The 20,309-nt window shown below is 71.1% G+C and carries 19 protein-coding genes and 1 tRNA gene; 13 read left to right on the top strand and 7 right to left on the bottom strand.

Translation table 11 applies throughout. The features are described 5' to 3' along the window. The first annotated feature begins 87 nt into the window (after positions 1–87). Together C8E83_RS10560 and C8E83_RS10555 are read left to right on the top strand one after the other, a co-directional pair. Positions 88–161: transfer RNA gene (locus C8E83_RS10560), tRNA-Leu, on the top strand. A gap of 60 nt (positions 162–221) precedes the next feature. Then, entirely contained in the window at positions 222–1,235 is a 1,014-nt protein-coding gene (locus C8E83_RS10555) for an SMI1/KNR4 family protein (protein ID WP_121369854.1), read from the top strand. 22 nt (positions 1,236–1,257) lie between these two features. On the opposite strand, the gene C8E83_RS10550 is transcribed toward C8E83_RS10555, so the two are convergent. Both C8E83_RS10550 and C8E83_RS10545 read right to left on the bottom strand, forming a co-directional pair. Further along, positions 1,258–2,691 (bottom strand): sensor histidine kinase, encoded by a 1,434-nt coding sequence (locus C8E83_RS10550; RefSeq protein ID WP_121369853.1) that lies wholly within the window; start codon positions 2,689–2,691, stop codon positions 1,258–1,260. Continuing rightward, positions 2,688–3,410, bottom strand: coding sequence for a response regulator transcription factor (locus tag C8E83_RS10545; protein ID WP_121369852.1), 723 nt, complete (start codon positions 3,408–3,410; stop codon positions 2,688–2,690). Before C8E83_RS10545 ends, C8E83_RS10550 begins: the two co-directional genes overlap by 4 nt. Before the next feature lie 136 nt (positions 3,411–3,546). Between C8E83_RS10545 and C8E83_RS10540 the strand changes: the two genes are divergently transcribed. After that, positions 3,547–4,134, top strand: coding sequence for a hypothetical protein (locus C8E83_RS10540; protein ID WP_147430147.1), 588 nt, complete (start codon positions 3,547–3,549; stop codon positions 4,132–4,134). A 34-nt stretch (positions 4,135–4,168) separates the two neighbouring features. On the opposite strand, the gene C8E83_RS19515 is transcribed toward C8E83_RS10540, so the two are convergent. Beyond that, positions 4,169–6,508, bottom strand: coding sequence for a hypothetical protein (locus C8E83_RS19515; protein ID WP_170159910.1), 2,340 nt, complete (start codon positions 6,506–6,508; stop codon positions 4,169–4,171). A 177-nt stretch (positions 6,509–6,685) separates the two neighbouring features. Here C8E83_RS19515 and C8E83_RS10530 point away from each other — a divergent pair, with 177 nt between their 5' ends. Together C8E83_RS10530 and C8E83_RS10525 are read left to right on the top strand one after the other, a co-directional pair. Next, complete coding sequence (locus tag C8E83_RS10530) at positions 6,686–7,267, top strand: LemA family protein (protein WP_121369849.1); 582 nt, start codon at positions 6,686–6,688, stop codon at positions 7,265–7,267. Between the two features lie 45 nt (positions 7,268–7,312). Continuing rightward, a complete protein-coding gene (locus C8E83_RS10525; protein ID WP_121369848.1) occupies positions 7,313–8,221 on the top strand; it encodes a M48 family metalloprotease in 909 nt (302 codons plus the stop codon). A gap of 21 nt (positions 8,222–8,242) precedes the next feature. Here C8E83_RS10525 and C8E83_RS10520 read toward each other — a convergent pair whose 3' ends face one another. Beyond that, the gene (locus C8E83_RS10520) at positions 8,243–9,442 is read right to left on the bottom strand and encodes a winged helix-turn-helix domain-containing protein (protein ID WP_425454763.1); all 1,200 of its coding nucleotides are present in this window, start codon (positions 9,440–9,442) and stop codon (positions 8,243–8,245) included. A gap of 85 nt (positions 9,443–9,527) precedes the next feature. Between C8E83_RS10520 and C8E83_RS10515 the strand changes: the two genes are divergently transcribed. Beyond that, on the top strand, positions 9,528–10,673 hold the full coding sequence (locus C8E83_RS10515; protein ID WP_245981591.1) for an AI-2E family transporter: 1,146 nt from the start codon (positions 9,528–9,530) through the stop codon (positions 10,671–10,673). Beyond that, positions 10,666–11,904 (top strand): threonine ammonia-lyase, encoded by a 1,239-nt coding sequence (ilvA, locus tag C8E83_RS10510; RefSeq protein WP_121369846.1) that lies wholly within the window; start codon positions 10,666–10,668, stop codon positions 11,902–11,904. Before C8E83_RS10515 ends, ilvA begins: the two co-directional genes overlap by 8 nt. Before the next feature lie 3 nt (positions 11,905–11,907). On the opposite strand, the gene greA is transcribed toward ilvA, so the two are convergent. Together greA and C8E83_RS10500 are read right to left on the bottom strand one after the other, a co-directional pair. Then, positions 11,908–12,399: a transcription elongation factor GreA gene (gene greA / locus C8E83_RS10505; protein WP_121369845.1), complete on the bottom strand. Its 492-nt coding sequence runs from the start codon at positions 12,397–12,399 to the stop codon at positions 11,908–11,910. Between the two features lie 67 nt (positions 12,400–12,466). Beyond that, entirely contained in the window at positions 12,467–12,922 is a 456-nt protein-coding gene (locus tag C8E83_RS10500; protein ID WP_121369844.1) for a DUF4307 domain-containing protein, read from the bottom strand. 72 nt (positions 12,923–12,994) lie between these two features. On the opposite strand from C8E83_RS10500, the gene mca reads away from it, so the two are divergent. Both mca and C8E83_RS10490 read left to right on the top strand, forming a co-directional pair. Continuing rightward, positions 12,995–13,870, top strand: a complete 876-nt coding sequence (gene mca / locus C8E83_RS10495) for a mycothiol conjugate amidase Mca (protein WP_211331686.1) — start codon at positions 12,995–12,997, stop codon at positions 13,868–13,870. Next, positions 13,867–14,178, top strand: coding sequence for a hypothetical protein (locus tag C8E83_RS10490; protein WP_121369843.1), 312 nt, complete (start codon positions 13,867–13,869; stop codon positions 14,176–14,178). The genes mca and C8E83_RS10490 overlap by 4 nt, the downstream gene beginning before the upstream one ends. On the opposite strand, the gene C8E83_RS10485 is transcribed toward C8E83_RS10490, so the two are convergent. Beyond that, complete coding sequence (locus C8E83_RS10485) at positions 14,165–15,370, bottom strand: ROK family protein (RefSeq protein WP_245981589.1); 1,206 nt, start codon at positions 15,368–15,370, stop codon at positions 14,165–14,167. The two genes, C8E83_RS10490 and C8E83_RS10485, sit on opposite strands and share 14 nt — an antisense overlap. Positions 15,371–15,504: 134 nt before the next feature. On the opposite strand from C8E83_RS10485, the gene C8E83_RS10480 reads away from it, so the two are divergent. From C8E83_RS10480 to C8E83_RS10465, 4 genes are read left to right on the top strand one after another with little or no spacing between them, the layout of a single operon-like run. Then, positions 15,505–16,797, top strand: a complete 1,293-nt coding sequence (locus C8E83_RS10480; protein ID WP_121369842.1) for an ABC transporter substrate-binding protein — start codon at positions 15,505–15,507, stop codon at positions 16,795–16,797. Positions 16,798–16,810: 13 nt separating this feature from the next. Next, a complete protein-coding gene (locus C8E83_RS10475; RefSeq protein WP_121369841.1) occupies positions 16,811–17,698 on the top strand; it encodes a carbohydrate ABC transporter permease in 888 nt (295 codons plus the stop codon). After that, positions 17,698–18,627 carry a carbohydrate ABC transporter permease gene (locus C8E83_RS10470; RefSeq protein WP_121369840.1) on the top strand — a complete coding sequence of 310 codons (930 nt, stop codon included), beginning with the start codon at positions 17,698–17,700 and terminating at the stop codon, positions 18,625–18,627. The genes C8E83_RS10475 and C8E83_RS10470 overlap by 1 nt, the downstream gene beginning before the upstream one ends. Then, positions 18,624–20,306 carry a glycoside hydrolase family 13 protein gene (locus C8E83_RS10465; RefSeq protein WP_245981588.1) on the top strand — a complete coding sequence of 561 codons (1,683 nt, stop codon included), beginning with the start codon at positions 18,624–18,626 and terminating at the stop codon, positions 20,304–20,306. Before C8E83_RS10470 ends, C8E83_RS10465 begins: the two co-directional genes overlap by 4 nt. Positions 20,307–20,309 lie beyond the last annotated feature (3 nt).

The raw sequence follows: 20,309 nt of genomic DNA, 5'->3' as shown, positions 1-20,309 counted from the left end.
CGCCCCCGCGCGTCGCAGGTGTCGCTTTTTGTCGCCCGAGCGGCGACGGGGAGGGGGATCAGCCGGGCCCGATACCCTGGAGGGCACGCCCCCGTAGCCCAACTGGAAGAGGCAGGCGACTTAAAATCGCCACAGTCAGGGTTCGAACCCCTGCGGGGGTACTTCGGCGGGCACCCGAAGGAGGGCTGTGACGCGCGGCAATCGGACGCCAGACTGGCGGCATGAGCCTGTCGAGCGAGCTGACGGCCTACGAGCTGTGGCTGCATGAGAACCGTCCCGAACTCCTGCAGGGAATGAATCCCGGACTCGACGACACCGGTGTGGGCCGCCTACGCGAGGCCATCGCGCCTCTTCGCCTGACCGAGCAGGTCGAGACCCTGTATCGCTGGCGCGACGGCGGCAGCTCGACGGTCTTCGGCGGCTGGTGGATGCGCCCCGTCGACGCGCTGCTCGAGTGGCGCGAGTTCTGCATCGACCAGCTGGAGCACCCGCCGGTCTGGCTCCCGGTGTTCGACGACCACGTCTACGGAATCGTCACGCTCGAAGTGCCGGGCCACTCCGGCGACGACTCGCTCTGGTCCTCGCCGACGCACGACACCGGGATCTTCCGTCTCGCACACTCGCTTGAGGCAGCCGTCGCGGCCCTCAACGCCGCCGCGCTAGATGAGTCGCTCAGCGAAACGGAACGCGATGGAGCGCTGTTCGAGCAGGGTCTCGACTCGCGGGTCATGACCCCGTATCTGCTGGCGCGGACTCCCGACCGGTACGTGTTCGGGGTCGACACCGTCGGCGCGATGTACTCCGATGCGCCCGAGACGGCGTGGCCCGAGGCGTGGCTCGCGTCGGTCGGTCTGAGCCGCGTCGACGGCCAGCCCCGGGGAGCGACACACACGATCGCCGAGCTGATCGAGCTGTCGAAGTCCGCACCGGTGTCCGGCACGATCAGGGCGCGCGCCGTCGCGGTCGGCGGCCAGGAGCTCCGGCTCATGATGGTCGTGGACGACGGCACGGGCCGCCTCGATGTCGCTCAACCCCACGGCACGCCGATCCTCGAGCGCGGGCGCGGCGAGATGGAGCTCGACGTGACTCTCGACGCAGGAGCCGGCGACTCCGCCTCCGCGGACTCGTCCGTCGGCCGCGACGGTTCGACGGGCGCCCTGGCGGGGCTGGTCGGCGCACGGTGGCCGGCGGCGGTGCCCGCGACCATGACGGCTGTCCGGCCGCTCGCCGACTGACGCGCTCACGGCGACCGCCGACCTACTCGATCGTGCCGGCAGGAGCCGCGGGCGGCAGGAGCACGCGGAACACCGCCCCACCACCGTCACCCGGCGCCGCCTCGATCGACCCTCCGAGACGCCGCACCAGCCGCGCGGCGATCGACAGGCCGAGCCCCGTCCCCACGGCGCGCGTGGAACGGTAGCGGTCGCGGAGCACCCCGCGCTCGAAGGCGTCGCGACTGTCGGCGGGGGTGAGGCCGGAGCCCTCGTCGCGCACGGCGATGGTCGCGCGGCGTGCCGCGTGCTCCAGCGCCCCCGAAGCACCCGCCGACAGCGAACCGGGACCAGTCACGGTCACCGTGATCGTCGACCCCTCGGGGCTCGCCCGCAGCGCGTTCTCGAGGAGGCCGTCGAGCAGCTGCCGAACGCGCATCGGGTCGGTCACGATCGGGACGGGCCCCGGGGCGTGGACGGTCACGGCGACTCCGAGTCCGTCGGCGCGAGCACGCCAGGCCTTCTGCGACGACACGGCGACGGCGACGAGGTCGAGCGGCTCGGGCCGGATCGCGAAGTCGTCGGCCTCGAGCCTCGCCAGTTCGAGCAGGTCGCTCGTGAACGCCTCGAGCCGCGCGGTCTCGGCGACGAGGGTGCGCCCGACGTCGGGCAGCGACGAGGGCGAGACCAGCCCGTCGGCGAGCGCGTCGGCGTAGCCGCGGATGGCCGTGAGCGGCGTGCGGATCTCGTGCGACACCGACAGGAGGAACTCGTGCTGTCGACCCTCCGAGAGGGCGAGAGCCGCGTCGAGCGAGGCGAGGGCCTGCTCTATGTCGGCCACCTCGGCGATCCTGGTCTCGTCGTCTCCTGCCGCTCGGCGGGCGGCGACGACGCCGCGACGGCCGCCGGCCAGCTCTCGCGCGGAGGCGGCGGCGCGTCTCAGAGGCCGCGAGACGAGGCGAGCCACCAGGATCCCGACGCCCACGGCGACCGCCACCCCCAGCGCGACGGCGATCGCGAACCGCACCAGCAGCCGCCGGTTCGCCGCCTGCACGAGCGAGAAGTCCTGGCTCGCGATGACCGCCTGGCTCCGCGAGATCGTGCGGCCCTCGACGAGGAGGGTGTGACCGCCGACCTGGACGCGTTCGGAGACCGTGCCCGTGTTCACCACGCGTGTGATCGCCGACGACGGCACGGGGGTGGCGCCGCCGGTGGTCGGCACGGTGCTGCCGTCGGGCCGCACCAGCAGCAGGGTGACGCCGTGCGGGTGCTCGCGGTCGAGGTTCCGCACGACGGTGGCGCGCTCGGCGGCGGGCGTCGACGCCACCACCTGGATCGTCGACCGCAGCACGTCGCGCGCCTGGGCCACGCCGATCTGCCGGACGAGCTGGAACGCCACGACCGCCGTCGCCAGGGCCGCGAGCAGCGCCACGCTCACGGTGGCGAGCACGATGCGCGAGGCGAGCGACGTGCGCCTCACGAGGCCTGCCCGGCGTCGGGTCCGGGCGCAGGATCGGCAGCGCCCTCGTCCAGCGCGTAGCCCACCCCGCGGATCGTCCGCAGCCCGCACCCCTCGCCGAGCTTCGCCCGCAGCTGCGCCACGTGCACGTCGACCGTGCGCGTGCCGCGGTAGTCGGCGACGCCCCAGACGGCCGAGAGCAGCTGGCTCCGGGCGAAGACCTGCCCTGGGCTCGCCATGAGGTACGCGAGCAGGTCGAACTCGGTCGCGGTGAGCTCGACCGGCTCGCCGGCGTTCGTCACGCGTCGGGCCCGCGGATCGAGCGTGAGCGGCCCGATCGTGAGAGCGCCCGTGCGGGAGCCGAGGGTGCTGCGCCGCACGAGGCCCTTCACCCGAGACGCCAGCTCGCGCGCCGAGAACGGCTTGGTCACGTAGTCGTCGGCGCCGAGCTCGAGGCCCAGGATCCGGTCGACCTCGCTGTCGCGCGCCGTGACGAACACGATCGGGGTCCAGTCGTCGTCCGCCCGGAGAGCGCGGCACAGCTCGACTCCGTCGAGCACCGGCAGGCCGATGTCGACGATCGCGGCCACCGGACGGTAGCGGCGGATCGCGTCGAGCCCCGTGCGGCCGTCGCGGGCGACGTGCACCGTGAACCCGGCGTCGGTCAGGTACAGGCGCTCGATGTCGGCGATCGCCGGTTCGTCCTCGACCACGACGACGAGGCCGCGGCTGTCGCTCATGACGACATTCAACCGGATCCTGCTGCCTCGCCTCACGGATTTACACGACCCGAACATCCGCCGAACCTGTCGAGGAGTCGGCGTCGTCACGATGATCGACGCGCCGAGAGCATCGGCGCCCGACCAAGGAGGACCCATGCACACCACCCGACTGACCCGTCTCGCCGTCGTCGCCGGCACCACCTGCGCCCTGGTGGCCGGAGCCGGCGTCTTCGGCGCCGCGGCCGCGAACGCGGCGACCCCCACGCCGTCGCCGTCCGCCTCGTCGTCGCAGGCCGGATCGTCGACCCACTCGTCGACCCGGCTCGTCATGCCGTTCCGCGCCCTGCGCCCGGCCGGCCTGCGCCGCCTCGTCGGCACCCTGCCGTCGGCGCTGAAGGCCGACCTCACGGCGCTCAAGGGCAAGAAGGGGGCCGATCGTCGCAGCGCCGTGGCCGCGATCGAGACCAAGGCGCTCGACGGCGGCTACGGCTCCGAGATCAAGGAGATCGCGACGAAGGCCGAAGCGGCGTGGAAGGCCGCGCCGGCGTCGCTCAAGGCCGACCTGAAGTCCCTCAAGGGGGACAGCCGCGCCGAGAAGATCGTCGAGCTGAAGAAGATCGACGCGAAGGCGCTCGCCGGCGGCTACGGCTCGGCCGTGGAGGCGTACGCGAAGGAGCTGCAGGCGATGGCGGCGAAGCAGGCGGCCTCGTCGGCGGCGCCGTCGCTCGGCGCGATGGTCTGAGACCCCCGCGAGGCGGACGCCGCGGGCGCGTGGGTCAGGGGGCGTCGTCGAGCGCGGGCTCGACGAACCTCACCCAGGTCCACGCGCTCACGGCGACCACCGCGAAGACGAGAGCCGCGACGACGATCGGCAGCAGCGGGAACGCCTCGGTCGGCGCGCCCGCGTAGACGACCGCGGCGAGGGCCGCGCCCACGACGGCGAGCCCGACGAGAGTCGGCCTCGACCACGACAGCAGCGCGCGGCCGGGCAGGTGGGCGAGGGGCACGAGCAGCACCACGAGCGAGCCGAGGCCGGCCAGGCAGGTGGTGGCGAGCGCCTCGCGGGTCACCTCGACCGCGAACGACGCCGATGCGGCCGGGATGAATCCGTGCACGACCCACGCGACGAACGACACGAGCGCGATCGCCGACAGCTGCACGGTCGCGAGCAGACCGCCGTGTCGGATGTCGCCGGTCTCGTCGAGGGTCGCACCGTCGTCGTCGACGAGGGTCGCAGCCACGAGCACCCCCAGCACGAGCGGCGGGTCGAGGTCGAAGATCCTCACCGCGAGGCAGGCCAGGGCGGCGACGAGCAGGAGCCGGGGACTCGCCCCCAGCCGAAGCCGCCGCCCGAGCCGCCGCCCGACCACCCACGTCGGCAGCACGGCGCCCAGCCCGTTGACGAGCGCCAGCCCGAGCCCGATCGCCAGGACGAGGCGGACGTAGCGCAGCTGGTCGTCGACGCCGAAGGCCAGCGCGACGAGCACGGCGCCCACGCCGATCGTGGCCGCGATCGCCGCGGCGGGAGGCAGGAGCGGCGACTCGTCGCGCTCGGAGACGGCACGGTTGCGGCCGGTGAATCGTCGCGCGCGCACCGCGAGGCGACCGCCGAGGGCGGAGCCCGCGAGACGCAGCGGCACGATGACGAGCAGCACGAAGACGATGCCGACGACGAGCGCCCAGATCCAGACCCAGCTCGACACGCTCTGCGCCAGGGTGGGAAGGTCGTGGCCGAACCCGGTCGGCGCGGTCCACGACGCGGCCGCGTCGAGCGCCGACGAGTCCGCGCCGGACGCCGATGCGGACCCGGAGCCGCCGGACGATCCCGACGAGCCGCTCGAGCCTCCACCGGACGCGCTCGGCGCGCCGCCCGATGTCGACCCGCCGCTGCCGCCGCTGTGACCGCCCGTGGTGCCTCCCGGAGCAGGAACGCCCGAGCCGCTGGAGCCGTCGCCACCGGCACCGGTCTGGCCGCCGGTCGACGGGGCGCTCGGCTGGCCGGACGAGGGCGCCGACGGGGTCGAGGTCGGCTGGGCGGCGAAGGCGACCTTCGTGCTCGGGCTGGCCGGGCCGTAGTTGCCGGCCGCGTCACGCTGTGCGGCCTGGACCACGCGCGACCCGGCGGGGATGAGGAGGCCCCGGGTCGAGCAGCTCCAGGATCCTGCGGCCGACACGGCGGCCGAGCAGACGGGATTGCTGTCGATGTACGTGGTGACCGTGGCACCCGGCTCGCCCGTGCCGACGAAGCTGAACGGCTGCGTGGTGACGGTCGAGCCCGCGGCGGGCCGCAGCAGCACCGGTGCCGCCGGGGCGGTCCGGTCGATGACGATGTCGACCGTGTTCGACTGCGACGAGACCGGGATCGACGGCACGGAGGCCGACCGCTGGACGGCGGACACGCTGTAGGTGCCCGACGGGACGCCCGACGCGGGGAGGACCGTCGACCACGAGCCCGACGACGAGACCGCTGCGGTGACGCTGAAGGTCGTGCCGGAGGTCTGCCCGGTGCCGGTCAGGGACGCCGTGACGGTCGCGCCCGCGAAGCCGGTGCCCGAGACCGTGGCACCGACGGCGACGCCCGACGGCGACGAGACCACGGGCTCGGTGAGCACGTCGAACGCCCTGGAGGTCACGTCGGGCAGCGTCGGCTGCGTCAGGTCGCGCACGGTGAGCGCCTGGCCGGCCCCGCTTGTGAGCGTGACCGGGCACGACCACGAGCCGCCCGCGTCGACCGTCGCCGTGCAGAGCGACTGCGACGGGTGTGCCGGGTCGAGCACGCGCAGCTGGTCGCCGGCCACTCCGGTGCCCTGGGCCGTGCCGTTCGACGAGTCCGAGTCGGCGACCGAGATGGTCGGCGCCGTCGCGGGGGCGAAGCTCGACGTCGGGGGAGCGGGCGTCGGGGTCGACGTCGCAGCCGAGGCTGAGGGCCCTCCGGCGAGGGCCCCGAGGGCGGCGAGCGTCAGAGCGGAGATCGAGACGGCGGCGAGCAGGATCCTGCGACCCGTCGCTCGTGACGAGTGCCCGCGCGCATCGGCCCGGTGCGCACCCCGAAGCACTCCGCCGCCGGTAGCCGCGGAGCCGGTGGAGCTGAGGGTCGTGTCGGTGAGCACTGTCACCCATTCAGCCAAGTCGCGGGGTACAAGTCAATCCGCCGTGCGGCTGATCCGGCAAACAGATACTGAATTGTGAAGAACACGGCGTGGCGAGAATTACCTCAGAGAATGCCCAGCCGCTCCGTAGGTTCCAAGGTGCCGCCTCTATAGTCGATCCGGATCAACAAGGAGCTTTTCGCCATGGATTCCGCCCTCGTAGGCATTCTCATCGCAGTCGGCATCGTCGTGGTGCTCGCAATCATCGTCGGCATCTACTTCTGGGCGACGTACAACTCGCTCGTGACGCTCAAGGTGCGCGTCGACGAGGCATGGAGCGACATCACCGTGCAGCTCAAGCGCCGCGGCGATCTGATCCCGAACATCATCTCGTCGGTGAAGGGCTACGCGAGCCACGAGTCCGGCGTTTTCGAGAGCGTCACGAAGGCCCGCGCCGAGACGCTCAGCGCCACGACCCCGGCCGAGGCGGCCGTCGCCGAGACGCACCTCCAGCAGTCGCTGAAGAGCATCTTCGCCGTCGCCGAGGCCTACCCGCAGCTCCAGGCGTCGCAGAACTTCCTGCAGCTGCAGTCCGAGCTCGTCGACACCGAAGACAAGATTCAGGGCGCCCGCCGGTTCTACAACGGGGGCGTGCGCGAGTTCAACACGAAGACGCAGGTGTTCCCGAACACGGTGTTCGCCAAGCGCCTCGGCTTCACGAACCGCGATTTCTTCGAGGTCGCCGAGCCGTCGGCGATCGCCGAGCCGCCGCGCGTGCAGTTCTAGCCCGGGGCACCTCACCACTCTCTGACGAACGCAAGGACGCTCGCCGTGTACTCCGCCGTCTCGCGCAACAAGATCAACACCTGGCTGATCATCCTGGTCTTCCTGGTGATCATCGGCGCGCTCGGCTTCGCCGCCAGCGCGATCTGGGGCAACCCGTCGATCGGCTTCACCGTGCTGGTGATCGCCGCCCTGTACGCCCTCGTGCAGTACTTCTTCGCGTCGCGGCAGGCGATCGCGATGAGCCACGGGATCCGCGTCGACGCCCACACCGAGCCGCGCCTCTACCGGACCGTCGAGAACCTCTCGATCACGATGGGGCTGCCGATGCCCGAGGTGTACGTCGTCGAGGACCCGGCTCCGAACGCCTTCGCGACCGGCCGCGACCCGCAGCACGCGGTCGTCGCCGCGACCACGGGACTCCTGGCGATCATGGACGACACCGAGCTTCAGGGCGTCATGGCGCACGAGATGGGGCACGTCAAGAACTACGACATCCGCGTCTCGACGATCGTCTTCGGCCTCGTCGTCGCCGTCGGGTTCCTGGCGGACATCATGCTGCGCATGTCGTTCTTCGGCGCGATGTTCGGCGGCGGCAACCGCCGCGACAACGAGAACGGCGGCGGAGGCGGCAACCCGGTCATGATCATCGTCGGGCTCGCCGCGATGATCGTCGCGCCGCTCGCCGCCGCGGGCGTCCAGGCCGCGGTCTCGCGTCAGCGCGAGTACCTCGCCGACGCGACCGGCGCCCTCACCACCCGCTACCCCGAGGGGCTCGCCTCGGCGCTCGAGAAGCTCGGCGCGTACGGTCGCCCGATGCGCGATCAGAACTCGTCGATGTCGCACCTGTGGATCAGCGACCCGATGCGGCCCGGTGTCATGGCGCGCATCTTCTCGACGCACCCGCCGCTCGCGGATCGAATCGCCCGCCTCCGTAAGAACGCCGCCCAGTTCTAGCTGGCCCCTGGCCGGGCCGGCCTAGCCGCCCGCTCGCAGGGCTGACGCGAGCGCGGGCGCGAGATCGCCGCGCCCCGTGACCTCGACGTCGCCGAGCCCCTGCCACTGGGCGGTCCGGCGCAGGAGCCCGGCGAGACGCTCCACCTCCACCGTCTGCCCCGCCTCGTGCCACGCCGCCTGCACGCGCAGCACGCCGCTCTGACGATCGCTCTTGAGGTCGACGCGCCCGACGAGGGCGTCGTCCTGCAGCACGGGCAGGACGTAGTAGCCGAACACGCGCTTGGGCTGCGGCGTGTAGATCTCGATCCGGTAGTGGAACCCGAACAGGCGCTCCGCCCGCGGGCGCTCCCACACGACCGGGTCGAACGGCGACAGGAGCGCGTCGGCCTCGATGCGGCGCGGCAGCCGGGCGTCGCGGTGGACGAAGGTCGGCCGCTTCCAGCCCGGCACCTCGACCCGCTGCACCACGCCCTCGTCGTCGAGCTCGCGCAGGGCCGTGGTCGTGTCGGCCACCTTGAGTCGGAAGTAGTCGGCGATGTCCGACACCGTGCCGATGCCGTGCGCCCGGGTGGCGTGCTCGACCAGTGCGCGATGCGCGTCGGCCTTCGAGACCTCGGCGTCGAGGATCTCTCCCGGCAGCACCTGCTCGGGCAGCGCGTAGGTGCGTTCGAAGCGCGTGCGGCCGGCGCTCACGACGTCGCCGGTGCGGAACAGCACCTCCAGGCCGCGTTTGACGTCGCTCCAGCCCCACCAGGGCCCGCGCCGCACGTTGGAATCGTGCTCGATGGCGCTCGCCGGCAGCGGCCCGGACGTGCGGAGCTCGTCCAGGAGCCACTGCAGCATCGGCTGGTTCGCCGCCGCCCACGACGAGTCGTCGCGATCGTAGCCGTCGCGGTACTCGCGCATCTTCCAGCGCCAGAGCGGCCAGGCCGCCACCGGCAGGAAGGCCGCCTCGTGCGCCCAGTACTCGGTGTAGCGGCCCTTCGCGGCGAAGGTGAGGCGGTCGAGGAGCGTGCGGTCGTACGCACCGAGCCGGGCGTAGAGCGGCAGGTAGTGGCTGCGCTCGAACACGTTCACCGAGTCGATCTGGACGATCCCCAGCCGGTCGATGGCGAGGTTGAGCTGGCGGGTGCCGACGACCGTGGGCGGCACACCGCCGAACCCCTGCGCGGCGAGGGCGATTCGGCGTGCCTGGGCGGGAGAGACGACGGACTTGACCACCCGACCGACGCTAGCGGAGGCCACCGTCATCGTCTGCCGCGATCGGGGGCCCGTGGGTCACGGCGCACAGCCCTAGACTGGCCGAATGCAGCGCCCCACCGATCGTGCTCTGCCCGCGGGCATGCAGATCGCCGGTGCCTGGGCCTGGCGCATCCTCGCCATCGCCGGCGTGATCGCGCTCTTCCTCTTCGTGGTCTCCGAGCTCGAGTTCATCGTCATCCCGCTGATGATCGCGATCCTGCTGTCGGCGCTGCTCGTCCCCGGCGCCGCCTTCCTGCGGCGGCACGGGTGGCCGCGGTGGCTGGCGACCGTGGTCCCGATCCTGGTGGTCCTGGTGGTCCTGGCCGGCCTCGGGTTCCTCGTCGTCACGCAGATCCTCGACGAACTTCCCGAGCTCCGGCACCGCACCTTCCACGCCTACCTCGACGTGCGCGGTTTCCTCATCTCCGGCCCGTTCCACCTGACGCCGAAGCAGCTCAACGGCGAGTTCCACACGGCGGTCTCGGCCGTCCAGACCGACACGAACGGACTGCTCGCGGGCGCGAAGAGCATCGGCTCGGGCTTCGAGCACTTCTTCACCGGGCTCCTGCTGACCGTGTTCGGCACGATCATCCTGCTCATCGACGGCGCCGCGGTCTGGCGCTGGACCGTCCGGCTCTTCCCGAAGCGGGCTCGCGCCGCGATCGACGACGCCGGTCACGCCGGCTGGATCACCCTCACCAGCTTCGTCAAGGTGCAGATCTTCGTCGCGCTGGTGAACTCGGTCGGCATCGGCCTCATCGCCGCGATCGCCCGCATCCCTCTGGCCGTGCCGATCGCGGTCGCCGTGTTCCTCGGCTCGTTCATCCCGGTCGTGGGCTCGATCGTCACCGGCATCATCGCGGTCTTCGTGGCGCTCGTGTACAACGGGCCCGTGATCGCACTGATCATGCTCGCCGGCGTGCTGTTCATCCACCTGCTCGAGAGCCAGGTGCTGCAGCCGCTCGTCATGGGCAACGCCGTCAAGGTCCATCCGCTCGCGGTGGTCTTCGCGGTGGCCGGCGGCGCGCTTCTGGCAGGCATTGCGGGCGCCCTCTTCGCCGTGCCGCTCGTCGCCACGGTCAACACGATGGTGCACTCGATCGCGGCCGGCCGCTGGAAGGCCCGGTCGCAGGAGCCCGGCGACACCCCACCCGCCGATCTCGCGCCCGCACCCGAGACCCTCTCCCCGAAGGACCCCGCCGATGACTGACCGCACCCTCGCCGGCCCCACCCTCGACGACTTCCTCGCAGCCCGCGAGCGCGTCTCGAAGGTCGCGCACGTGACGCCGATGGAGAGCTCGACCTACCTCTCGCGCGTGCTCGGCGCGCCCGTCTACCTCAAGTGCGAGAACCTGCAGCGCACCGGCTCGTACAAGGTCCGCGGCGCGTTCAACCGCCTGTCGGTGCTGAGCGAGGAGGAGAAGTCGCACGGCGTCGTCGCGGCCTCCGCCGGCAACCACGCTCAGGGGGTCGCGCTCGCCGCCCGCGAGCTCGGGCTCAAGGCCACGATCTTCATGCCCGTCGGCGTCGCCCTGCCGAAGCTGCAGGCGACCCGCGACTACGGCGCCGACGTCGTGCTGAGCGGCCACTCCGTCGAAGACGCCCTGCGGGCCGCGAAGGAGTTCTCCGACTCGACCGGAGCGGTGTTCATCCCGCCGTACGACCATGCCGACGTCATCGCCGGCCAGGGCACGCTCGGGCTCGAGATCCTCGACCAGGTGCCCGACGTCGACACGATCGTGATGGCGATCGGCGGCGGCGGACTCATCGCGGGCGTCGCGAGCGCCGTCACGCAGGTGCGCGAGCGTCAGGGCCGAGGCATCAGGATCATCGGAGTGCAGGCGGCGAACTCGGCGCCCTACGCCGTGTCGATGAAGCTCGGGGCCGCGACGGCCGTCGTTCCCACCCCGACGATCGCCGACGGCATCGCCGTCGCGAAGCCGGGCGTGCTCAACTTCGAGATCGTGAAGGACGTCGTCGACGAGGTCGTGACGGTGTCGGACGACGACACCGCCCGCGCGATCCTGACGCTGCTCGAGCGCGCGAAGCAGGTCGTCGAGCCGGCCGGAGCGGTCGGCGTGGCCGCGATCATGACCGAGCAGGTCGAGCCGCTCGGCACCACGGTCGTCGTGCTCTCGGGCGGCAACATCGACCCGCTCATGATGGAGCGCGTCATCAGCCGCGGTCTTGCGGCCTCCGACCGCTACCTGCACTTCCGCGTCGGCCTGCCCGACCGCCCCGGCCAGCTGGCGCGTGTCTCCGAGATCGTCTCGGAGGCGAACGCCAACGTGGTCGAGGTGCTGCACACCCGGCACGGCCGGGGGCTTCAGATCAGCGAGGTCGAGCTCGAGCTCAGCATCGAGACGCGCGGCCCCGAGCACGCCGAGCAGGTCATGGAGCGCCTCGTCGAGAACGGCTTCAAGCCCGTAAGGGTCGAGTGACCCCTACTCGTTGTACGGGGCGACGGCGGTGATGGAGACCGAGATCTCCTTGCCGTTGGGTGCGGTGTACGACGTGGTGGTGCCGGCGGACTTGCCGCTGATGGCCTCGCCGAGCGGGCTGGACGGGCTGTAGACGGTGAGGTCGCTGCCGGGGGCGATGATCTCGCGGCTGCCGAGCACGAAGGTCGACTCGTCGCCGGCGATCGTCGCCGTGATGAGCATGCCGGGGCCGACGATGCCGGTGTCGGCCTCGCCCTCCGAGATGGTGGCGGTCTTGAGGAGCTGCGTCAGCTGTCGGATCCTGGCCTCGATCTTCGCCTGCTCGTCGCGGGCGGCGTGGTAGCCGCCGTTCTCCTTGAGGTCGCCCTCTTCGCGGGCGGCGGCGATGCGGGCCACGATGTCGTCACGGCCGGTGGTCTCGAGGGTCTCGAGCTCGGCGACGAGTCGGTCGTGGGCCTCCTGGCTCAGCCAGGTGGTGGATTCCGTGTTGCTCATAGCTTCTCCTAGCACCGAAAAAAGGAGACCGGCCGAGGGGCCGGTCTCGATGGTGAATCAGGCGAGTTTACGGCAGCCAGCACTTGTCGATCAAGCCCGTGACACCGCGGTTCATCGTCGTGATGGACGTCTTGTACACGGTGGTCTGCTGGGTCTGCGCGGGCAGGTGGACGATCTTCCAGCCGACGACGTCGAAGCCCGAGTTCAGCACCTCGACGGCGCAGTCGACCTTCGTGCCGGGGGCGACGGAGACCTGGCTGTTCACGGTCGCCTGGTGGTCGCTGAGGATCGTGTAGCCGGCGTCGTCGGTGTCGACCGAGGCGCTCGTGCCGTCGAAGCCGGCCCAGACGACCCAGGCGCCGAAGACCGCGGCGAACGCGACGCCGACGATGACGGCGATCCACCGGCGCCGGAGCCGGAACGAGCGAGAGCGCCCGTAGCGGCGGTCGAGCTCGGTGGCGAACTCGCCCGTGGGGTCGCGTCGATCGCGCGTGCCGCTCGATGCCGAGGGGGTGGGCGCCACCGCGAACTCCGTCCGTTTATCCTGGTCTACAGGTTAGCAACGCTGACCCTGACAGAAATCCGAGGTCACCCCTTGCCCCTGCGCCTCCTGGCCGTGCACGCCCACCCCGACGACGAGTCCAGCAAGGGCTCGGCGACCTACGCGCACTACCGCAAGCAGGGCGCCGAGGTGCTGGTCGTGAGCGCCACGGGCGGCGAGCAGGGGTCGATCCTCAACGAGCACCTCGAGGCGAGGGCGCACGCGGTCCGCGACATGGCCGGTCTCCGGGTGCTCGAGATGGCCCGCGCGCAGGCGATCATGGGCGTCGACCACGCCTGGCTCGGCTACTCCGACTCCGGCCTGCCCGAGGAGGGCGAGTCCGTCGCCGTCAACTCGTTCTCGACGATCCCGCTCGAGATCTCGGCCGAGCCGCTGGTGCGGATCATCCGCCGCTTCAAGCCGCACGTGCTCGTGACCTACGACGAGAACGGCGGCTACCCGCACCCCGACCACATCCGCACGCACGAGGTCTCCGTCGCCGCGTACGAGGCCGCCGCCGATCCCGACCGCTACCCCGACGCGGGCCCCGCGTGGCAGATCTCGAAGCTCTACTACGACCGCATCATGAACAACACGAAGATGCACGCCATCTACGACGCGATCAAGGAAGAGACGCCCGACTCCCCGATCCTCGCCCAGCTCGACGAGATGTTCGAGCGGTGGGGCGACGACCGCCCCGACCTGTCGACCACGCACATCGACGTGGCCGACTCGTTCGAGATCCGCGACGACGCCCTGCGCGCCCACGCGTCGCAGGTCGACCCGACCGGCTTCTTCTTCCGCTTCCCGCTCGAGCTGCAGCGGCGCGTCTGGCCGACGGAGGACTTCCAGCTGATCGACTCCAAGGTCGAGACGCACCTGCCCGAGACCGACCTGTTCGCCGGCGTGGTCTCCGAGGAGGGCGAGTGAGCGCGCTCCTGAGCCTGGCGACCACCGCCACGCTCTGGCTGGCCGAGACCGGGCCCTCGCAAGAGCCAGTGCAGAAGGTCCCCGACAGCGAGGTCACGCCGGGCTGGATCGGCTTCCTCGCGATCTTCTTCGTCGGCGTCGCGACGCTCTTCCTCATCATCGACATGGTGCGCCGCATCCGTCGCACCAGGTACCGCGCCGAGATCCGCGAGCAGATCGCCGTCGAGCGCGCCGAGGCCAAGCGTGCCGCCGAAGGGCTCGACGACGAGCTCCGCGACGGCGGCCACCACGGCCCTACGTCGCCGTAGCCAGCCGGAAGTCGAGCGGGTTCGCCCGCACCAGCTCGAGGCCGCGACGGATGCCGCCGACGACCACCGCGTCGGCCCCGAGCTCCGACGGCACGATCTCGGGCACGGGCGGGTAGTACGACCCGAGAGCCTCGCGCGCGCGGTCGATCACAGGCCCCGCCGCCGACGCGATGGCCCCGACCACAACGACGCGCTCGACGTCGAGAAGGCTCGAGAGCACGAGGCAGACGCGCGCGAGCCGGTCGCCCAGCCGCGAGCAGATGTCCAGGGCCGCAGGATCGCCGCCCGCCGCCGCCTCGAACACTTCCTCGGCCGTCACAGCCCGCTCGGGCCGCCGGGCGAGGGCCGACCCGCGAGGCAGCCCCGCCTCCCGAGCTTCCTCACCCCACGCCCGGGCGAGAGCCGCGAGGCCGGAGGCGTCGCCCACCCCCTCGACGAACTCGAGCATGCGCATCTCGCCCGCTCCGCCGTGGCGCCCGTGCAGCAGCGAGCCGTCGACCATGAGTCCGGCGCCGAAGCGCTCGCCGGCGAGGAGGGCCGCGAACGACGCGGTGCCCCGACCTCGGCCGATGGTGCTCTCGGCGACGGCGGCGAGGTTCGCGTCGTTCTCGACGACGACGCGGCCGTGGCCCGACAGCGCCGTTCCGAGCTCGGGGTTCATCCGCGACCAGTAGCCGGCGTGCCCGGCGGGGGAGTGCCCGGTCTCGTCGGTGGGCGCGGGGATCCCGACGACGGTGGTGAGCACCGCGTCGCTGCCGGTGCCGGCCTCGGCGAGGGCGTCGGCGAGGGCGGCGTCGGTCATCGCGACGCGGTGCTCGGGGTCGAGTCCGTCGCCGTCGAAGGTCCGGTGAGTGCGGGCGAGGGTGCGCCCGCGCAGGTCGGCGACGGCCACGGTGACGTTGTGCTGGCCCGCATCGATGCCCGCGACGACGCCTCGCCGGGCGTCGAGGGCGAAGAGGCGGGCGGGGCGGCCCTTGCCGAGCGGGGTGCCGCGATCCTGCCCCGCCTCGGTCAGCCAGCCGAGTGACGCGAGCTCGTCGCAGAGGCCGATCACGGTCGAGCGGGTGAGCCCGGTGGCGTCGATCGCATCGCTGGCGCTGAAGACGTCGACGCCGAGCGCGTAGCGCAGCACCGTCTCGGCATTGGCCCGGCGCAGACCGCCCGCAGGCGTGACGGTTCGGTGCTCGGGCATGTCGCGATTCTACCGGCGACATATTTTCCGAGACAATTGATGCGAGAACTAAATTTAATGACTAGATTTATGCCGGGCCGTGGATCGATCAGGGACGCGGCTGACACAGTCCGACTGTCAAGGGAGACATCGACGTGCATCCGACAAGACCACCCGCGAGCCCGGCGCTGAGTCGGCGCTCCTTCCTCCTGGGCGCCACGGGCGTCGGCGCCTCGCTCGCGCTCGCCGGCTGCGCCGGCGCCTCGGGCTCGGCTTCCGGCCCCACCACCATCAGCTTCTACGTCTCGAAGCCCGAGGTGCTCACCTACTTCGACACGCTCATCGCGAAGTTCCACGCCGAGCAGTCCGCCGTCCGGGTGGTCCGCGACTCGACGTCGAACATGTCGGCCGACTTCGTGCGGAACAACCCGCCCGACCTCGGCTGCTGGAACTACAACTTCTCGGTGGTCGAGTTCGTCGAGCGGGGCGCCCTCAGCGACCTCTCCGACATGGCCGAGGCCAAGCGCATCAACCCCGACCTCACGCCGCTCATGAACCAGACGGCGAGCTTCCCGGGGCGCACCAGCGCGATCCCGTATGCGGTCGCGGGAGCCTCGGTGCTCTTCAGCGTCGACCTGTTCGAGAAGCACGGCGTCGAGGTGCCCACGACCTGGGACGACCTCATCGCCGCCTGCAAGACCTTCGAGGCCGCCGGCGTCTCGCCGTTCTACAACACCTACAAGGACACCTGGACCATCGCCCAGGGCATGTTCGACTACTCCATCGGCGGCATGGTCGACGTGCCCGGGCTGTTCCGTCGGCTCGACGCCGAGGGCGCGTCGGTCGGATCCGGCTCGGCGACGTCGTTCGAGAAGGACCTCGAGGGCCCGATGGCCAAGATGGTCGAGCTCACGAAGTACTCGAACAAGGACGCCTCCAGTCGCGCCTACGGCGACGGAAACCTCGGCTTCTCGCAGGGCAAGGGCGCCATGTACCTGCAGGGTCCGTGGGCGCTCAACGAGATCGCGAAGACGAACGCGAAGATGCGGATCGGCAGCTTCCCGCTGCCGATGACGAACGACCCGCACGACCTCAAGATCCGGGTCAACGTCGACCTCGCCCTGTGGATCCCCGAGGTGTCGAAGAAGCAGGAGGCGGCCCGCACCTTCCTGCGCTTCCTCATGCGACCCGAGATCCAAGACAAATACAACGCGGACAACAACACATTCGGCACGACGAAGGACGCCCCGCCGACGAAGAACCCCGCTCTCGTCGGCATGCAGAAGTACTACGACGACGCCGCGTTCTATCTCGGCGTCTCCCAGCTCATCCCCTCCGAGATCCCGGTCGCGAACTACGCGCAGTCGATCGCCCTCGGTTCCGCCGCCCGCCCCGTGCTCACGCAGCTCGACGGCGACTGGTCGCGCCTCGCGCTCCGCCGCTCCTAGAAGGGCCATCGTCATGACCACCCTCGAACGACCCCGCACCCGCCGCTCGCGCGGCGTCGACCGCACGTTCTACGCGTTCCTCCTGCCCGGCCTCGTGCTCTTCACGCTGGCCATAGCCCTGCCTGCCGTCATGGGCGTCTTCTACAGCTTCACGAACTCGGTGGGCTTCGGCTCCTACAGCATCACCGGCATCGTGAACTACCTGTCGCTCTTCGGCGACCCGACGATCCGCGGCGCCTACGGCTTCACCATCGGGTTCGCCCTGGTGACCGTCGTGGTCGTCAACCTGCTGGCGTTCCTCCTGGCGATCGGCCTCACCGCCAGGATCCGGGCGAAGGTGGCCCTGCGAGCCGCCTTCGTGCTGCCGATGGTGGTCTCGGGCATCGTGATCGCCTACGTGTTCAATTTCCTGTTCTCGAACTCGGTGCCGGCCGTCGCGTCGGCGCTGGGGATCGGGCCGCTGTCGACGAGCATCCTGGCCAACCCGAACCTCGCCTGGGTCGGGATCGTCATCGTCACGGCCTGGCAGGCGATCCCGTCGGCCGTGCTCGTGTACATCGCGGGCGTCCTGGCGATCCCCGGCGACGTGTACGAGGCCGCCGCCCTGGACGGCGCCTCGTCGTTCCGGCAGCTCGTGTCGATCACGGTGCCTCTGACGGCGGGCTACATCCTCATCAACGTCATCATCGGCTTCAAGAACTTCCTCAACGCCTACGACATCATCGTGGGCCTCACCAACGGCGGCCCCGGCACGTCGACGACGAGCATCGCCATGTCGATCTTCAACGGGTTCTCGAACGGCGACTACTCGTACCAGATGGCGAACGCGACCATCTTCTTCCTCATCGCGATCGTGATCGCACTCCTCCAGCTGCGCGCCACGCGCCGGAAGGACGCCTGATGTCCACCCAGATCCCCCTCAGCACCACCACCCGCACCGGCAGCATCCGCACGGCCGACGCCGACGCGGTCCGCACCCGGTCGTCGCGGGGAGCCTCGGGCAGGAGCCGTCGCCTCGGCTCCGGCGCGATCCTCACGATCGTCCTCGCCGTGTGCTCGCTCACCGTGCTCGTGCCGCTCTACGTGACGCTGACCATGGCGTTCAAGTCCACCGCGCAGTCCGTCGACGGGAACGCCTTCACGCTCCCCGCCCCGTTCAGCGTCTCGGGCTTCGTGCAGGCCTGGACCCTCACCGACTTCCCGCGCAGCTTCGCCATCTCGGTGGGGGTCGCGGGCGTCACGGTGGCCGGCACGATCCTGCTCAGCTCGATGGCGGCGTTCGCCATCTCGCGGAACTGGAAGAAGCGGCTTTTCCGCTGGTCGTTCTACTACCTGCTCGCGGCGCTCTTCCTGCCGTTCCCGGTCGTGGCGCTGCCGCAGGTGAAGCTGACCGGTCTCGTGCACCTCGACAACCCGATCGGCGTCGCGCTGCTCCACATCATGTTCCAGCTCGGGTTCAGCGTGCTGCTGTTCACGGCGTTCCTCCGCTCGATCCCGGACGAACTCGAGGAGAGCGCCCGCCTCGACGGCGCGACGACCGGGCAGGTGTTCTGGCAGCTCGTCTTCCCGCTGCTCGCACCCATGAGCGCGACGGTCGGGATCTTCGCGTTCCTGGCATCGTGGAACGACTTCATGATGCCGTCGCTCATCACCTCGAACCCGGCGCTGCAGACCCTGCCGGTCCTGCAGCAGATCTTCCAGACCCAGTTCAGCAACAACTACAACGTCGCCTTCGCCTCGTACCTCATGGCGATGGCACCGGCCATCATCGTCTACCTCGTGACCCAGCGATGGGTCATGGCGGGCGTCACCCAGGGAGCAATCAAGTGACCACCAGCACCACCCCGTCCACCGTCACCCTCGACTCGGCGCCCCTCGAGGCGCGCGAGTGGTGGCGCGACGCCGCCGTGTACCAGATCTACCCGAGGTCGTTCGCCGACTCGAACGGCGACGGCATCGGCGACCTGCCCGGCATCACGTCGCGAGTGCCGTACCTCGAGGCGCTGGGCGTCGACGCCGTGTGGCTGAGCCCGTTCTACCCGTCGGCGCTCGCCGACGGCGGCTACGACGTCGACGACTTCCGCGACGTCGACCCGAGGCTCGGCACGCTGGCCGACTTCGACCGCATGGTCGCCGCGCTCGAGGCCGCGAGCATCCGCTGCATCGTCGACATCGTGCCGAACCACACCTCCGACCGGCACGAGTGGTTCCGCAAGGCCCTCGCGAGCCCGCGCGGCTCGGCCGCGCGCGAGCGCTACATCTTCCGCGACGGGCTGGGCGCGAACGGCGAACTGCCGCCGGCCGACTGGACCAGCGCCTTCGGCGGCCCGGCCTGGGAGCCGGTCGGCGACGGCCAGTGGTACTTCCACCACTTCGCCCGCGAGCAGCCCGACCTCAACTGGTCGAACCGCGAGGTGCGCGACGACTTCCTGCGCACCCTGCGGTTCTGGGCCGACCGTGGCGTCGCAGGATTCCGGGTCGACGTCGCGCACGGCCTCGCCAAGAGCCTGCCCCAGACGCTGCCGACCGAGGCGGAGCTCGCCGCGATGCCCAAGGACGGCACGCACCCGCTCTGGGACCGCGACGACGTCCACGACATCTACGCCGAGTGGCGGCAGGTCTTCGACGAGTACACGCCGGCCCGCACGGCGGTCGCCGAGGCCTGGGTCGCCGCCGATCGGCGGGCCCGCTACGCCAGCGCAGAGGGCCTCGGCCAGGCGTTCAACTTCGACCTCCTCGAGGCCTCGTTCGACGCGGCGCAGTTCCGCAGTGTCATCGAGTTCAACCTCGCGCTGGCTGCTCAGTCGGGCTCGTCGTCGACCTGGGTGTTCTCCAACCACGACGTCGTCCGCCACGCCACTCGGTACGGTCTGCCCTCGGGCGGCGATCTGCGCGAGCAAGGCGCCGCCTGGCTGCGCTCGGGCGGAGACGAGCCCGTGCTGGACCGCGCGCTCGGGCTGCGCCGCGCCCGCGCGGCCACCCTGCTCGAGCTCGCGCTCCCCGGTTCCGCCTACCTCTACCAGGGTGAGGAGCTCGGCCTGCACGAGGTCGCCGACATCCCCGCCGACGAGCGGCAGGACCCCGCGTTCTTCCGCAACCCCGGCGTCGACGTGGGTCGCGACGGCTGCCGCGTGCCGCTGCCCTGGGCCACGAGCGGGCCGTCGTTCGGCTTCGGCTCCGGGCCGGCCCACCTACCTCAGCCGGCGTGGTTCGCCGAGTCGTCGGTCGAGGCCGAGGAGGGCGACCCCGACTCGACCCTCCACCTCTACCGTCGTGCCCTCGCCACGCGACACGAGCTCGTCGAGCGCGCCGACGCCGCCGCCGGCCTGACCTGGCTCGAGACCGGGCGCGACGACGTCCTCGCCTTCGAGCGCCCCGGCGGCTGGGTCTCGGTGACCGTGTTCGGCGACGACGCCTACGACCTGCCCGACGGCGAGGTGATCGTCGCGAGCACGCCCGTCGACGGACGCCGGCTGCCGGGCGCGGCGACCGCCTGGGTGCGCCGCTGACCC

This window comes from Frondihabitans australicus (genome assembly GCF_003634555.1).
GTDB lineage: Bacteria > Actinomycetota > Actinomycetes > Actinomycetales > Microbacteriaceae > Frondihabitans > Frondihabitans australicus.
This window is presented reverse-complemented; position numbering and strand designations above follow the sequence as displayed.